The sequence below is a fragment of the Kitasatospora sp. NPDC096140 genome (assembly GCF_040303045.1).
Taxonomy (GTDB): domain Bacteria; phylum Actinomycetota; class Actinomycetes; order Streptomycetales; family Streptomycetaceae; genus Kitasatospora.
In genome coordinates this window covers 54,204-68,828 of sequence record NZ_JBEOUW010000040.1, presented here as the reverse complement: position 1 = coordinate 68,828, position 14,625 = coordinate 54,204, and the positions used below count along the sequence as shown (strand labels likewise).

Genomic DNA, 14,625 nt, shown 5'->3' with positions numbered 1-14,625 from the left:
TCACCGAGGCCCTGCGTGAACTCCAGTCCCGCTAACCGTCCATCAGGAGGACAGCACGATGACTCTGCTCGGCATGCCGACCGTCCCGGCGCAGCTCACCCGCGACATGGGCAACGGTCTGACCTTCACCGCCGGACACCATTTCGCCCTGGACCCGGCGCTTGAGATCGACATGTTCCTGGAGCGGCTGTTCGGGCCGCTGTCGGTCATCGCCCAGATCACCAAACGCTGCAACTTCGACTGCAACATGTGCTCCGAGACGAAGATGCTGCCGGACCCGACCCTGAAGCAGTTGGAGCGGATGCGGGACAACCTCGCGGGTGTCCCGAGGATCTTCCTCTCGGGCGGCGAGCCGCTGCTGCGCCGGGACTTCGGCGACATCGTCGACATGTTCGCCGACGCCGGCCACGTCCTGGCCGTGCCGACGAACGCGACCAAGGGCCTGCAGCACGCCAGGAGGATGGCCGGGAAGGTCGCGTTCGCGAACATCGGCCTGGAGGGGCCGAGGGCGACGACCAACCGGGTACGAGGTGACTACGACGAGGTGATGCGGGGCGTCCGGGCGCTCCAGGGGGCCGGCATCCCGCTGTCCCTTTCCGCCGTGGTCTTCCGCTCGACCCTGGACACCCTGCAGTTCACGTGTCAGATCGGCGACGTCCTGGACGTCGGCAAGGTCAAGTTCATCCTGCCGCTGAGGAAGGGCAACGCCCTCGACCTGGACGAGAACGAGTTCATCTCCGAGGACGAAGCCGCGCGGGCCTTCGACCGGCTGCTCGACCTGCGCTCCGTCCACGATTGGCGTCCGGCGCTGAGGATGACGACATGGACGCCGGAGAACGAGGGCCACATGATCGTGGTCGAGCCGAACGGCCTGACCAACGCCTGGCCCGTCTACGATGCCCCGGACCTCTTCGAACCGCTCGGCAACCTCCTGGAGGAGCCCGTCAGCGAGATCTGGAAGCGGTACCGCTTCAAGCGCAACCACGTCATGAAGTACCTCGGGCGCTCGATCCGTACCGCCGGCCGGGAGGTGAAGCCGGGTGCGTGAGTACAGCAACCTCGCCTGGCCCGGCACCCCGTACGGAGGCAGCAGGCGGCCGTTCCCCCGGCAGAGACGGCTGCTGACCGGCTTCGCCGTGCAGTGGGCGGACGACGGCGAGAACGCCGTCCCGCTCGCCGCCGCCGCGGTGTTCCTGTCCGTCCACCGCACCGCCGTGACCGTCCTGGACCCGGCGACGGCCGACGCCGGTTACCGGGTCGTCGTCGCCGACGGCGACCTGGAGTCCTCCGGTGTGGTCGACGTAGTCGACCAGGTCCTCGTCCAGGCCCGGCGGCACTCCGCCGGGATCGGCTGGCACTCCTACCCCGACGACGCGCACGCGCTAGCCGCCCGGGCAGTCGGCCGGACGCCCGGGATCACGGCGGTCGCCGAGGCGTGGACGGACCGCACGGTGTGCGACCGGGGCACGGCGCAGCTCACCGACACCGCCGACGACCTCGGCCTCACCGGCCGACCGGTCCCGCTGGTGGCCGCCGAGCACAACCTCCGCTGCCCGGTCGGCCCGGGCGGACTGCTCACCCCGCCCGCCCTCCAGGAGCTGTACGAGACGAACACGCCCGCGAAGGCGGCCGAGGACTACGGCAGCTCCGCCCTCGTCCAGGCTCTGACCGTGACCCTGCTCGCCGGCCACGCGCGTGAACTCCTGAGCTGGCCGGACGGGTTCAACGTCGGACAGCTCGCGGCCACCCTCGCCTGGGACCACTTCCCGACCGCCTTCAACACCGCCCCTACAGCTGCCGCCGCGCAGTAGCGTCGCCGCGGAGCCCGGCGCTTGGCCGCCGGGCTCCGCCCACTCGTTCCCGGACCGAAGGCCCCTCCCGTGCACACCATCAGCACCCTGACCAACCCGCGCACTCCGCCGCGGCCGACCCGCTCCGCGACCCGGCTGGCGTCCATCGACGTCGAGTGGACGAAGAACTACCGGATCAAGAACGGCAACAAGCCTTTCTGTCTCTCGATCGTCTGGCTCGACATCCCCCGACGCGGCCCCGTCGACCTGGCCGGCCGGCCGTACGACTTCACCAGCCTCTACGTCGAACACACCGAGGAGATCCCTGACCTGGTCGAGTCCGCCGGAATCATCATCCGCTCCGCGCTCGACAGCGCCGACCTGGTGACCGGCCATCAGCTCTGCGCCGACCTCGCCGTCCTCGACGCGCACGACGCACCACAGCCAGTCGCGGACGCCCGCACCGCCTGGCACGACCGCCACGCCCTGCCCGAGGACGGCACGCAGGTCTTCGACACCCGCTACGACACCGGACACATCCTCACCGGCACCTCCCGCCGCCTCGTCGACGTCTGCACCGAACTGAACCTCGATGTCACCCAACCCGAGCTGCGCAGCACCTCCATGACCGCGCTCCACCGCAAGTGGCTCGACGCGGGCGACACCTCCGCGCGCGAGCGGATCAGCGTCCTGAACCTACGCCACTCCCTGTCCACCGCCTACGTCGCGGCCCGCGCGTGCGGCCTGGCGACCTGGGACGAGCCGATCAACGTCAACCGGGCAATCGCCGACGGCGCCGCCAGCCGCTGGGAGTGGCTGACCAGCCCCGCCTTCTCCAGCCTCCTGGGAGCACCCCGTGATTCGTGACTGCGCCGTCATCGCCGTCGAAGGCTCGCAGGCCGCCGGCAAGACAACCCTGGCCCTCGCCCTGACCGCCCACTACCGCGAGGCCGGGGTCCACGTCGCCGTCTCCGGCGAACCGGCCCGCGTCAGCCCGTTCATGGAGGAAGCCGTCCTCTACGGCGGCCGGTTCGACGCCGTCGCCGAACTCGACGCCTTCGCCGCCCACCTGATGACCGCGGCCCGCACCGCGCGCCACCACCGCCTGCTCATCGCCGACCGCACCCCGGCCAGCGTCATCGCCTACTCCCGTCACCTCCTCGACCTCGAAGACCCGCTGAACGGCCAGCTGATCCACGCGATGGAGGCGACCTGCCGGGCCTGGATGCCGAACGCCTACGACGCCGTGGTCTACTGCCGGGACCGCTACAACCAGCGCTCCGGCGGCGACCGTTACCGGGAGAAGGTCCTCGACCTCCAAGGCAAACTCGACCGGACCATCTACGAGGTGTGCGCCGGCTCGGGCGTCAAGCTCATCGAGCTGCCGACCGAGCTGGACACCGCCTCTCGTGTCCGGTGGATCGCCGAGTGCGTTACCGACATGGGCCTCCTCCTGTCCTGATCCGCCTCAGGGGGCCCCGAAAGGAGCCCCCGATGACCGACCAGGTGACCGTCCTCGACGCGATGGTGATCCTCGAACGCGAGGACGGCCGAATCCTCCTCATCGAGCGCGCGAACACCGGCTACGCCGACGGCATGCTCAACCTCCCCTCCGGCAAGGTCGAACGGGGCGAGAGTGTCGAAGAAGCCGCCGTCCGCGAAGCCTTCGAAGAGGTCGGCGTAAAGATCGACCCGGCGGACCTGCACCCCGTCCACGTCGTCCACCACCGCAACCCCGAGGGCAACGCCCGCATCGGCTGGTTCTTCGCCACCACCCGATGGGAGGGGCGGCCCCACAACGCCGAGCCGACCAAGTGCGCCGGCCTCACCTGGGCAAACCCGGACCACCTTCCTGAAAACACCGTCCCCTACAACGCCCACGGCATCGCCGCCTACCGTCGAGGCACTCCACTCTCGCTCCACGGCTGGTCGTAGCCGGGCCACCAGCCGGTCCTCTCCTTGCCACCCGGTGAGCGCCGGCCTCACCACCCCGCCTGCGGTACCACAGCAGCCGCTTCAAGCAGTCTCCCGACCGCTGGACCATCCTCGCCGTCACGCTCCGTCTGCCCCTCGCCCAGGCAGCCCCGATCACCACAGGCCGCTCGCGGACGAGCTCGGCGCCCCCGTCGGTACGCGTCTGCCCGCAGCGGAGGTCACGGCGGCCGTACTCGCCAACCGACGCCGTGGCGGACTCCTCCTCGGCCTGGACGGCCCGGATGCCCGCCGGGTCGGCTCGGTCTTCCTCAACCAACGTGTCACCACCACCCAGGCCGCGCGCTGGTCCGAGGCGGGTGGCCCCGTCCACCGCGACAGCGCCGATGAGCTGCGGGCGAGTGCTGGATGGCTCCTCGCGCTCGTCAGCTGCGGGCCGGGCCGGACCATCGCCGATGGCGTCCGCTGCTCGGAACACCGGACCTCCACCACCGCCCGTGGTCAGGTGTCGCCCGCCGGGTTCGACCGGGCTCTCGCCGGCCTTGCTTCGCGGGTCGAGGCTGCGTCCGGTGTGGCGCTCCGCGCCGAGCCGGTTCGTGTCGGCCGGTGGCCGATCCGCACGGTCGGACAGCCGTCAATCGTTTGCGTCGTGGGCCGCGCCGGAGCCGCCTTCACCCCTCCGGGCGAACGGGACGGTCCGGCGCGACGCTGCTGGGGAGCCGCGCCCACCTCAGTGCGATTGACGGATCATCGAATGGCGCACCGCCGACGGCCGACCGTTCGCCTGCGATGTGAGTCTCGCCGACGATGGGGACACGAGGCCGTCCCGTGTGCCGGGACGTCAGGAAGCTCCGGCCTCGCGAACAGCCGTCAGACGTAGGAGGAGAGCACCCGTGGTCGTTCCCGTCCGCCCGCCGAGGTTGCGGCGCGCCGCTCGGTTCGCCCTGTTGGTTCCCGGGACCGCGATAACCCTCCTGGGCCCGTTCGCCGTACCGGGACGTGCCGCCGACGGTAGCGGTCCGTCGTCGTATCCGGTGGCGCAGGCGCTGGACGGCGACAGGCCGCTGGCCTCCACCAAGGAGGTCACCAGCCTCTGTGCCAAGGCCTCGGCGTGCAGCTTCCGGATGTACGACCCGGCCCCGCGCGAGTTCATGAGTGCCGTGCTGTCCGTGGGGAACGCGGCGATCAACTGCACGGACGGCGACATGGACATCGAGCGGACCGTCACCTTCGTGACCAGCAGCACGGACAACATCGGCGGCGAGATCTCCGGCAGCGCGACGCTGGAGGGCGGAGTGGACACCACGGTGACCGCCTCCGGGTCGGGCAACGTCAAGCCGGGGATGACGAACAGCGTCAACCAGAACGGGCCGAACAAGGACAAGGGCCCGTACACCGAGGACAAGGTGCAGAACACGGTCGAGTTCCCGGTGACGGTGTCCGGCTCGAACGCGCTGCACCTGGGTGCCAAGGCCACCTTCGCGGCGGCCTTCCAGGCCACCTTCTCCCGCCAGTGGCAGGTCCAGAGCACCGAGACGACCAAGGTCTCCTTCTCCGTCAGTCCCGGTGACGAGATCCAGTTCGGAGTGGTGAACGCGGCGTCCCGCACGACCGGTGAGCTGAAGGTGAACGACGGCGGGAAGCTGATCAAGAACATCGTCGTGGACAGCCCTTCCACGGTCAACGTCAGCTCGGTCGTCGCCCAGACCTTCGCACGCCCGGACAAATGCCTCTCGTTGCGGCCCAGTTCCGGGTCCGGCCCGGGGCCGAACGGGCGGGCGATCGCGCAGGGCCTGATCGAGACCGGGCGCGAGCCCGTCGACCGCGTTCCGGACGCCTTGTTCGTCCGGACCGTGCAGGGCACCTGGGAGCGGCAGTGAGGCGCCCGGGGAGGGACGCGGTGCCGGCCGCTCTGGCCGCGATCGCACTGTGCGCCGCGCCTGCCGCTGCCGACAGCGGGGGCGAACCGGCCGCGGGGCCCGCTCCGACGGCGGCCGCGCAGGCCTTCGACGGAGACACCCCGCTGCCCGACGCGGCCGCACTGGCACGAGGCTGCGGCAAGGACTACGGGTGCAACTACAGGTTCATCCCGGGCCTGTCGCGGGAGCTGACCACGGCCGTGATCTCGGTCGGCAACGCGGCGATCAACTGCACCAACAAGCCGATGGTCATCCAGCGGACGGTCGTCCTGGAGTCGAGCACCACGGACAACGTCGCGGGCGAGATCTCCGGCAGCGCCACGCTGGAGGGCACCGTCGACAACACCACCAACGTCTCGGGCAGCGCGGGCGTCGACAACAAGACCGAGGTCACTCACACCGACCACACCGCGCCCACCGACAAGGGGCCCAACACGGACATCGCCAACGGTGCCTCGATCGGCGTCGGGGGCAGCCTTTCCGGGGCCGCCGAGCTCAAGCTGAGCGCGAGGGCCAGCTTCTCCCTGGCCTTCAAGGCGACCTACTCCCACGAGTGGAAGCGGAGCAGCAGCGAGACCACCGACGTGAAGTTCACCGTGAAGTCGGGTGACGAGCTGCAGTTCGGCGTGCTCAACGCGATGACACGCACCGTCGGCGAGTTGTCGGTCAACGGCACCGGAAAGCTGATCAAGAACATCGTCGTGGACAGCCCGTCGACGGTCAACGTCAGCACGGTCGTCGCGCAGACCTTCAGCGCCCGGGACCGCTGCCTCTCCGTCCGCCCGGGCTTCACCCCCGCTCCGACCGCCACCCCCACTCCCAACCCGCCTCCGGCGCCGGGCACGGGAAACCGGGTGGCGGGCACCGGAGGCGGGCAGTCCGAGGCGGCGCCGCGCGGCGCCGGGGCCCGGCCCGTCGAAACGTACCGGCTGACGCCGGAACGTACCTGGGTACCGCTGGGCTGAGGTCCTCACCGGCGACTCGGCCGCCTGTCCCGATCAGTCGGGGTGGGCGGCCGAGTCGCCGGCGGCTGTCAGGGGTTGAGCGGGACCGACCTGACGCGCACCCCGGCGGGCGGGGCGTCGACCGCGAGCAGGCGCTTGTCCGGGCCCGCACCGTTGTCCGGCGTGCCGGCGGTGGGGCGGGCGGTGCCACAGCGCTGGAGTTCGATGTCGGTGAGCGGGCCGGTGCGCTGGAAGTAGCGGTCGGGCAGGGAGACGGCGGGGACGTCGAAGACCGCGTCCAGCCGGTACTTGTTGCGGGAGTTGGCGAAGGTGCCGGAGACCCGCTCGCGGGCGGGCTGGACCTCGATCCAACTGACCTCGCCGGGTTGGATGGTGGGGTTGAGCGCCTTGGTGGTGGTGCGGCTCCAGGTGAGCGGGTTACCGGTGGAGACGGCACCCGTGTTGCCCCCGGCCGCACTGAAGCCGGCGGCGGCCTGGGCGGCCAGGTTGGGCCGGCTCTGCGAGATGTCGGAGCGGCTGGGAACCAGCGGCGTGCCCTTGAGCGCGTAGTACTGGGAGAGGCTGTCGTACGGGGGCTCGACGGTCTCGATCCTCCGGTCGTCGACCACCGCGTTGCGGCTGCAGTTGATGTACACCTCGCCGACGATCCGCGTCTGGCCGTAGTACTGGTAGGAGGAACGCTTGTCCACGGTGAACACGCAGTTGGTCGCCGAGCCCTCGCAGTCGTCCACCGCGATACTCGGCTCCAGCGGGTTGTTGCCCTGATAGGCCTTGGGGCCGGGCAGCTGTTCCTTGCGGATCTTCTGATCGACGGGGGCCGGGGTCTGCTTGGCGGTCAGGTTGGTGATCAGCGGTCCGCAGGAGAGGGAGTCGCGCTGCTCGGCGGAGTCGAAGGACACCAGCGGGTTGTCCTCGGTGGCGTCGAACTCGAAGGTCCGTCCGCCGGTCCAGTTGGCGGTGCCGACGGTGTCGGTGCCCTTGGTGGTGACCACCGGGTCGGGAGCGGGCCCGGCGGTGATGAGGGAGACGTTGTACGTCTGGCCGTCCTTGAGCTGTTCGGGCGTGCAACGTCGGTCCACCCCGGGACTGTCGTCCCAGCTCAGCGCGACGTGCGAGCCGGCCCTGACGCCCCAGAGGCGGGTGCGCAGGGTGAGTGCGGCGCCGTTCCAGTTGAGCGCGGCGGCCTGGTAGCCCTTCGGGTGCTGGGCGAGGGACTTTCCGAAGACCACCCCGGTGTTGTCCGGGGACCAGTCGGTGTGCCCGGCGGCGGTGCCGTTGTCGGGGGCCACGGGCTGGGCGAAGGTGCCGTTGGGCACCTGGACGTCCACGGTGTCGGCGGCCCCGGCGGGCGGTACGGCGGCCAGTGCCAGGCCGGCGGTGGCGATGGCGCACACGAGTCGGCGCGGGTTCCGGCGCCCCATCAGCAGAACCACCAGTCACTCGGTGGCACGACCGGATCACCGGGTTCGGCCGAGTCGGTCAGCGCGTTCGGCAGGGCGCACAGGCCGGCAGCCGCCGTGTTCGGGTCCTGGTCGCGGGGCACCTTGCCGAAGTCCTCGACGGCCTGCGTCTCCTTGGCGATGCCGTCGTTCTGGGCCTTCCCGTCGCCGGCCACCCCCGCCAGGCACTCCTTGTTCGACGGCGGGCACTTGGAGATCTCGTCCTTGGTCCCCGCGACGTCCTTGCAGGTCGGGCTGCTCGCCGCATCGCCCGCGCAGGGGTCGTTGTCCTTGGGGGTCTGGGGAGCGGCCAGGGGCGGAGCGGTCTGCTTGGCGGCGACGTTGGTGATCAGGGGGAGGCAGGTGGGGGTGTCATCGGTGGTGTCGAAGGAGAAGGCGATCTGCGGGGCGTCCTCGGTAGCGGTGAAGGAGTACATCCGGCCCAGGAACCAGTTGGCCTTGCCGGTCGGGTCGTTGGTGGTGAACTTGCCCGGCGCTCGGTTCCCGCCGGTGACGGTCAAGGTGTACGGGCGCTTGGCGGAGCCCTGCTTCACGCAGACGTCCGGGTTGTCGTCCCAGGTGACGGTCACGGTGGCGCCGGCCCGGACGCCCCGCAGCGAAGTGCTGAGCGGGGTCGCCCCCGGCTTGGGCACGTAGGCGGCCTGGAATCCCTGGGGGTGGGCGGCACGGGTGGCGGCCACCCGGCCACCGCCCGTCCAGCCGTCCACACCTCCGGCGAAGGTCTGGCCGTCGGGCACCGTCGGCGAGGAGAACGTCCCGTTCACCACCACCACCGGCTCGGTGTCCTCCGCCCCGGCCGGGCTCGGGACCGCCAGGGCCATGGCGCCACCGAGCGTGACGGCCAGAAGTCTGGACAGCTGTGTCCGCAGCACGATTCCTCCCACTGAAGTCGCCGGTACGTCCGGGCACTTGCGCTCGATGAGCTGACGATCATTCAGGCCCGGCCGTCCCATGCTTGGGGTGTCGATCACGGTCCGCAACCACTGACGGTCCGATAGGGCGACAACGAACGATCTTGCTGGGCCAACGGTGTGGAAAGCCGCACGGAACCGCACGACCGTTCTGATCATGGGGCAGGTATTCGTCCGATCCGATCTTCATTCCAGCTACGGCCGCGCCGCCGGAGTGGCGCGCGGCCCGCATCACGAGGGACGACATGTCACCCCTTCCCGGATCGGCGCGACCTCCCAAGGCCTGCGTCCTGCTGCTCGCTCTCCCCCTGCCCCTGCTGGCCGCCACCCCGGCGGCCGCGGCACCGGCGACCCACCGGCCGGGACCGGCCTGTAGCGGTGACTCTGCCGCGACGGCGCACCACCGGCCCCTGTCGGCCCCCGGCCTGACCGTGGGTGAGCCCGTCCGCCGGACCCCGGCGCGGCCCTGCCCCTGACACACCGCCCGTACCACCCCGTGCAGCGGCACCACGATGGCCGCTGCACGGGCATCCCCATGCCCCGCTCCCCCCGATCGTGAGGACGAGATGCACCCGCTGCCCCGGAAGATCCGCCGTCTGCCCGCGACCGCCGTACCCGCGCTGGTCGCGAGCCTGACCCTGCTCGGGTCCGTCGCCCTGCCCACCTCCGCCGCCTCCGCCTACGACCTGCGGCTGCGCTCCTGGGGGCTGAACACCAGCGGCCAGCTCGGCGACGGCACCAAGACCCAGCGGCTCACCCCGACCTCCGTCGTCGGGCTGTCGGGTGCCGAGCTCAACTCCGTTGCCGCCGGGGGCACCGGCGGCTCGGCCGGCTCGGGCTTCGGACTCGCCCTGCTCGCCAACGGCACCGTGGAGTCCTGGGGAAAGAACGACAAGGGCCAGCTGGGCAACGGTGCCACCAGCGCCACCGACGAGTGGGCGGTACCGAGCCTGGTGGCCGGACTGGGCGGGGTGGACGCCATCGCGGCGGGCGGCTCACACGCGCTCGCGCTGCTGAAGGACGGCACGGTGAAGGCCTGGGGCCTCAACGACAAGAGCCAGTTGGGCGACGGCACCACCACCAACGCCTCGCTCCCGGTGACGGTGGCGGGCCTGGAGGACGTCAAGGCGATCGCGGCCGGCGGCTCCTTCAGCATGGCCCTGCTGAAGGACGGCACGGTGAAGACCTGGGGCAACAACGACAAGGGCCAGCTCGGTGTCACGCCCAGGGCCGCCAAGTCGACCGACCCCGTGCCCAAGCCCGCACCGGCGACGCGGACCACCGCCGTCGCGGTACCTGAACTGACCAGCGTCAAGGGCATCACCGCAGGCGCCTCCCATGCCCTCGCGCTCCTGGCGGACGGCACCGTGATGTCCTGGGGCCTGAACGACAAGGGGCAGCTGGGTGACGACACGGTCATCGACAAGCCGTACCCCGTCCAGGTCCTGGAACTCAAGAACGTCACCGCCCTCTCCGCCGGCGCCTCGCACACCGTCGCCCTGCTCCAGGACCGCACCCTGCGCGCCTGGGGCCTGAACGACAAGGGGCAGGTGGGCGACGGCACCCTGACCCAGCGCAACACCAGCGTGCCGGTCCCCGGGGTGTCCGGCGTGGTCGGCATCGCCTCCGGCGCCTCCCACAACCTGGCGGTGCTGTCCGACGGCACGGTGCAGGCCTGGGGCCTGAACGACAAGGGCCAGCTCGGGGACGGCACCACCACCCAGCGCCCCACTCCGGTGCAGGTGCTGGCAAAGTCCGGCAGCGTCTCCATGGTCGCGGCGCCGTCCAGCGGCAGCTTCAGCCTGGCGCGCTGACCCCAACTCTCCAGCAGGAAGGCGTCACATGACGAACTCCCCTACCGAACCCCGCACCCGACTGCGGCAGTTCCTCTCCGCCACCGTGGCGGTCACAGCCGCACTCGGGCTCGCCGCCCTGCCCGTCGGCAGCGCGCACGCCCAGGAGAAGCGCCTCAAGTCCTGGGGCAACAATCGGTCCGGACAGCTCGGCGACGGTACCTGGACCGACTTCCGCACCACCGCGACCACCGTGCTCGGGCTGACCAGCGCCGAAGTGGTCAAGATCGCCGCGGGCGGGGCCGGACCGACCTCCGGGCACGGGCTGGCGCTGCTGACCGACCGCACCGTGCAGTCCTGGGGCTCCAACGGGTCGGGTCAGCTGGGCGACGGATCGGTGTTCAGCCACAACGCACCCGGCCAGGTGGTCAACCTCTCCAACGCCACCGACATCGCCGCGGGCGGGGCGCACAGCCTGGCGCTGCTCGCCGACCAGACGGTGGTCTCCTGGGGGCGCAACAACTACGGACAACTCGGCAACGGCACCAACACGGACAGCAGCGTGCCGGTCCGGGTCGAGGGCCTCAACAAGGTGACCGCCATCGCCGCCGGCCTCAACCACAGCATCGCGCTACGCGAGGACGGCACTGTGTGGGCCTGGGGCTACAACATCAACGGCCAGCTCGGCGACGGGACTTCGGCGAGCCGCAACGTGCCGTTCCCGGTCAACAACCTGACCGGGGTGACCCGGATCGCGGCGGGCTGCAACCACAACCTCGCCCTGGTCGGCCCGCCGACCACCACGGGCAAGCCCACGAGCGGCAACGCCGTGAAGGCCTGGGGCTACAACGCCACCGGCCAGCTCGGTGACAACAGCACCATCAGCCGCTACACCCCGGTCGACACCCAGGGGATCTGGCTCGGCGGCGTCTCCCAGATCGCCGCCGGCTGCAACCACAGCATGGCGGTGACCGACAGCGACAACCGTCTCAAGGCGTGGGGGCAGAACACCTCCGGCCAGATCGGCGACGGGACGACGGACTACCGCATCACGCCGGTGCCGGTCCCGGGCCTTTCCGGAATCCAGCTGGTGACGGGTGGCCGTGAGCACACCGTCGCCCTGCTCGGCGACAACACCGTCCGTTCCTGGGGCAACAACGGCTCCGGCCAGCTCGGCAACGGCACCACCACCGACAGCAGCACCCCGGTCACCACGCTGACCGCCCTCACCGGCGTCGACAAGATCGCCGCCCCGGTGGGCGGCGACTTCAGCCTGGCCAACTGACTCCACACGGTGCCTCCGGGCCGACGACGGCGCCTGCCCCGGGCGAGCCCCGGGGCAGGCGTCCGACCCGCAGTGAGGGCATGAGGATCCGGGCCAGGGTTCGGACGGCCAGTCCTCCATGCCGACCCTCGCCTACCTGCCCCAGACCATCCAGGACCTTCGTCCTCACCGAAGAGGTCCCACCCACCGCTGGGCCCGGCGTCACTCGCGACAACGGATGACGCATTCGCGACCCACCCCGCGAGCGTCGCGTCCGAGGTATTCCTCCGCGCGTGGAGCCGACGGAACTTTGATGCCATGGCTCCACTGATCACAGTGGAGCTCCATCGGAAGCACGGCAAGGCGGCACCCCGCGAAGTACGACTCGCCTACGAGCACCATCCGCTGAGTGCCTTCCGTGTCGAGCGGATCTCTGTCACGGCCGCCGCTGTCTGCACCGTCCGGACCGAGATCACCGGAGCCGAGGGCAAGTCCCGGCGCGTCGGCCTACGCTGGATCCGCGAGGACGAGTCGGGCGACCCCGTACCGGTCCCGTTCGACGGCGGTACCTGGCGGCTCTACACCTGGGATCCGGCGCGCTTCGTGCGAGTCGAGGAGAGTGACGCACACGGCATCGGATAGAGCGTCCACGGGCGCAGGCACTCACGCTCGGGCCCACGGGCCGCCTGCCCGCTCCCGGGCTTCGCCCTCAGCACACGGCGCTCGACACCTGCAGCGTTCGATCCCGGCCAGCGAGGGACCATGGCCTCTGCCCTACCACGGCGCACACCGCCAGCGAGGAGATCGGGACCTGTCCGTGGCGAGCAACGGCCGCGCCCTGTGACGGGGGGGGTGATCGTTGGGCTCTTCATGATCAGGAAAATGAAGCCGCTGCCCACCGCATCCACCCGGCCGCCCCGGGTCAGCCCTCTACCGGTCCGGCTCGACCTCGGCACAGTGTCACCGGGGCAGCGTGCCCGGTGTTGAAGTCTTGATCGGTAGAGCAACGACGCACTATCACGGAATCACAGCACTCCCGAACCGCGGCTGTTGGCACAGCTTTGGACCTCCGGGAAGGCCCACCGGCGACCGTCCGGCGCAGAGGAGATTCCATGTCACCGCAGTTCATGACTGTCAAGCAGACCGCGGAGCACCTGAACATGTCCATCCAGTGGGTCTACCGAGAGGCGCCCAGGGTCGGCCTCGTCCCCTACCGCTTCGGAAGCGGGCGCAATGCGAAGCTGCAGTTCAAGGTCACCGAGGTCAACGCCTGGGTGAAGCAGCAGCGGATGTCCGGCGGCTGACACCGGAGGACGCGGTGCGTGGGGCCCTGTTCGGCGAACAGGGCCCCACGCATTTCAGGCCGCGAGCCCGAGGTCGAGGACCTGGGCGGCGCGGCCGATCGAGCCGGGCATCAGGTGCCGGTAGATCTTGAACGTGACGTCGATGCTCTTGTGCCCCATCCACTCGGCGACGTCGGTGATCGGGATGTTGTGGCTGAGGCAGTTCGAGGCGAAGAAGTGCCGCAGGCCGTAGATCGTCATGCCCTCGGGGATGTCGACGTCGCCGGCCCGCTTGATCCGGTCCCACTGGTTCTGAAGGTAGTAGGACGGGTAGGGCTTGCTGATGTCCAGCGGGTGGCGGAGCGGGTAGCCATCGATGGTGCCGTGGGTGTCCGCGTACGTCAGCAGGCGGATCCGGGTCCGGGACGGCAGCGGAACGTCGCGGTAGTCGCCCTCCTTGCGGTGCTTGAGCGGCGCGTAGTCCTTGGTCGTCTGGTTGACCTGTTCGGTGACGCGGTAGACGTCGTCGGCGACGATGTTGTTGATGTTGACGGCAAGGGCCTCGCCGTTGCGCAGGCCGCAGCCACTCATCAGCTCGGCGACCAGGTTGAAGGTCTCGTCGCCGGCCTCGCGTATCCCGCCGAGTTGGGGAAGCGACGGGATGACCGCGCGCTTCGGGTCGTACTGGGGCGGGGTGACGCCGTCGAGCGGGTTCTCCGGGTAGAGGCCGAGCCGGTGGGCGTCGAGCAGGATCGACTTGAGCTTGTCGAAGGCGTTGGCCTGGGTCGCCAGACCGACACCGTTGCGCTCCATGGTCCGGATGAACGCGTCGACGACCTTGTGGTCGAAGGTGGCCATCCGACGGCTGTGGAACGCGGGGTAGAGGTGGTGTTCGAGGAGCGAGTCGAGGTGCCGCAGCGACGCCGGGGCGAGCGCGCGTTGGCCGGCCTTCCACTCCTCGGTGTACGTCCCGAAGTTCATCGCACCGTACTTGCGGTTGCGCTCGGCCTTGCTCTGGCTCCAGGGGTTCTCGCGCTTCGCCCGGTAGATCTCGGTGAGCCGGTCGATCGCCTTGTCCTGGGTGGCGAAGCCGGACTCCTCGGTCTGCCGTCCGGAGGCGTTGCGGAAGCGGATCACGTAGGTGTGCGGGCACTTCGACCACCGCGACTGCGGGTGCTCGCAGGTCTTGAAGAAGGTGCCCATGCCGTGGGCCAGGGTCCTGGGTGCCATCGTGTGCGGTCTCCATCGCGTCCAATGCTGACGATTTGCTGACCGCAGATGGTCCACCACGCCCCTGACCTGCGAAGA

The 14,625-nt window shown here is 70.3% G+C and carries 14 protein-coding genes; 11 read left to right on the top strand and 3 right to left on the bottom strand.

From position 1 onward, the window contains the following. Positions 1-58 precede the first annotated feature (58 nt). From ABT048_RS32125 to ABT048_RS32095, 7 genes are all read left to right on the top strand, one after another. On the top strand, positions 59-1,048 hold the full coding sequence (locus tag ABT048_RS32125) for a radical SAM protein (protein ID WP_350525082.1): 990 nt from the start codon (positions 59-61) through the stop codon (positions 1,046-1,048). Continuing rightward, complete coding sequence (locus ABT048_RS32120; protein WP_350525081.1) at positions 1,041-1,811, top strand: hypothetical protein; 771 nt, start codon at positions 1,041-1,043, stop codon at positions 1,809-1,811. The genes ABT048_RS32125 and ABT048_RS32120 overlap by 8 nt, the downstream gene beginning before the upstream one ends. A 69-nt stretch (positions 1,812-1,880) precedes the next feature. Beyond that, positions 1,881-2,657, top strand: a complete 777-nt coding sequence (locus ABT048_RS32115; RefSeq protein WP_350525080.1) for a hypothetical protein — start codon at positions 1,881-1,883, stop codon at positions 2,655-2,657. Then, entirely contained in the window at positions 2,647-3,252 is a 606-nt protein-coding gene (locus ABT048_RS32110) for an AAA family ATPase (protein ID WP_350525079.1), read from the top strand. Before ABT048_RS32115 ends, ABT048_RS32110 begins: the two co-directional genes overlap by 11 nt. 32 nt (positions 3,253-3,284) lie before the next feature. Next, on the top strand, positions 3,285-3,725 hold the full coding sequence (locus ABT048_RS32105; protein WP_350525078.1) for an NUDIX hydrolase: 441 nt from the start codon (positions 3,285-3,287) through the stop codon (positions 3,723-3,725). Positions 3,726-4,615: 890 nt separating this feature from the next. Further along, positions 4,616-5,602, top strand: a complete 987-nt coding sequence (locus tag ABT048_RS32100; protein ID WP_350525077.1) for a hypothetical protein — start codon at positions 4,616-4,618, stop codon at positions 5,600-5,602. Between the two features lie 20 nt (positions 5,603-5,622). Continuing rightward, positions 5,623-6,606, top strand: coding sequence for a hypothetical protein (locus ABT048_RS32095; protein ID WP_350525076.1), 984 nt, complete (start codon positions 5,623-5,625; stop codon positions 6,604-6,606). Between the two features lie 68 nt (positions 6,607-6,674). Here ABT048_RS32095 and ABT048_RS32090 read toward each other — a convergent pair whose 3' ends face one another. Both ABT048_RS32090 and ABT048_RS32085 read right to left on the bottom strand, forming a co-directional pair. After that, the gene (locus tag ABT048_RS32090) at positions 6,675-8,039 is read right to left on the bottom strand and encodes a hypothetical protein (RefSeq protein ID WP_350525075.1); all 1,365 of its coding nucleotides are present in this window, start codon (positions 8,037-8,039) and stop codon (positions 6,675-6,677) included. Next, positions 8,027-8,938 (bottom strand): hypothetical protein, encoded by a 912-nt coding sequence (locus tag ABT048_RS32085; RefSeq protein ID WP_350525074.1) that lies wholly within the window; start codon positions 8,936-8,938, stop codon positions 8,027-8,029. The genes ABT048_RS32090 and ABT048_RS32085 overlap by 13 nt, the downstream gene beginning before the upstream one ends. 605 nt (positions 8,939-9,543) lie before the next feature. Between ABT048_RS32085 and ABT048_RS32080 the strand changes: the two genes are divergently transcribed. From ABT048_RS32080 to ABT048_RS32065, 4 genes are all read left to right on the top strand, one after another. Then, positions 9,544-10,791: an RCC1 domain-containing protein gene (locus tag ABT048_RS32080; protein ID WP_350525073.1), complete on the top strand. Its 1,248-nt coding sequence runs from the start codon at positions 9,544-9,546 to the stop codon at positions 10,789-10,791. A 28-nt stretch (positions 10,792-10,819) separates the two neighbouring features. Then, positions 10,820-12,055, top strand: coding sequence for an RCC1 domain-containing protein (locus ABT048_RS32075; protein WP_350525072.1), 1,236 nt, complete (start codon positions 10,820-10,822; stop codon positions 12,053-12,055). Between the two features lie 315 nt (positions 12,056-12,370). After that, a complete protein-coding gene (locus tag ABT048_RS32070) occupies positions 12,371-12,676 on the top strand; it encodes a hypothetical protein (RefSeq protein WP_350525071.1) in 306 nt (101 codons plus the stop codon). A gap of 470 nt (positions 12,677-13,146) precedes the next feature. Then, positions 13,147-13,338 (top strand): helix-turn-helix domain-containing protein, encoded by a 192-nt coding sequence (locus ABT048_RS32065; RefSeq protein WP_350525070.1) that lies wholly within the window; start codon positions 13,147-13,149, stop codon positions 13,336-13,338. A gap of 54 nt (positions 13,339-13,392) precedes the next feature. Here the strand turns inward: ABT048_RS32065 and ABT048_RS32060 are convergent, their stop codons facing one another. Further along, complete coding sequence (locus tag ABT048_RS32060; protein WP_350525069.1) at positions 13,393-14,547, bottom strand: tyrosine-type recombinase/integrase; 1,155 nt, start codon at positions 14,545-14,547, stop codon at positions 13,393-13,395. Positions 14,548-14,625 lie beyond the last annotated feature (78 nt).

Excerpts from the sequence above, each read along its gene's own strand:
- ABT048_RS32125 (WP_350525082.1), top strand. The coding sequence starts at position 59 with ATGACTCTGCTCGGCATGCCGACCGTCCCGGCGCAGCTCACCCGCGAC.
- ABT048_RS32105 (WP_350525078.1), top strand. The coding sequence starts at position 3,285 with ATGACCGACCAGGTGACCGTCCTCGACGCGATGGTGATCCTCGAACGC.
- ABT048_RS32080 (WP_350525073.1), top strand. The coding sequence starts at position 9,544 with ATGCACCCGCTGCCCCGGAAGATCCGCCGTCTGCCCGCGACCGCCGTA.
- ABT048_RS32075 (WP_350525072.1), top strand. The coding sequence starts at position 10,820 with ATGACGAACTCCCCTACCGAACCCCGCACCCGACTGCGGCAGTTCCTC.
- ABT048_RS32065 (WP_350525070.1), top strand. The coding sequence starts at position 13,147 with ATGTCACCGCAGTTCATGACTGTCAAGCAGACCGCGGAGCACCTGAAC.
- ABT048_RS32060 (WP_350525069.1), bottom strand. The coding sequence starts at position 14,547 with ATGGCACCCAGGACCCTGGCCCACGGCATGGGCACCTTCTTCAAGACC.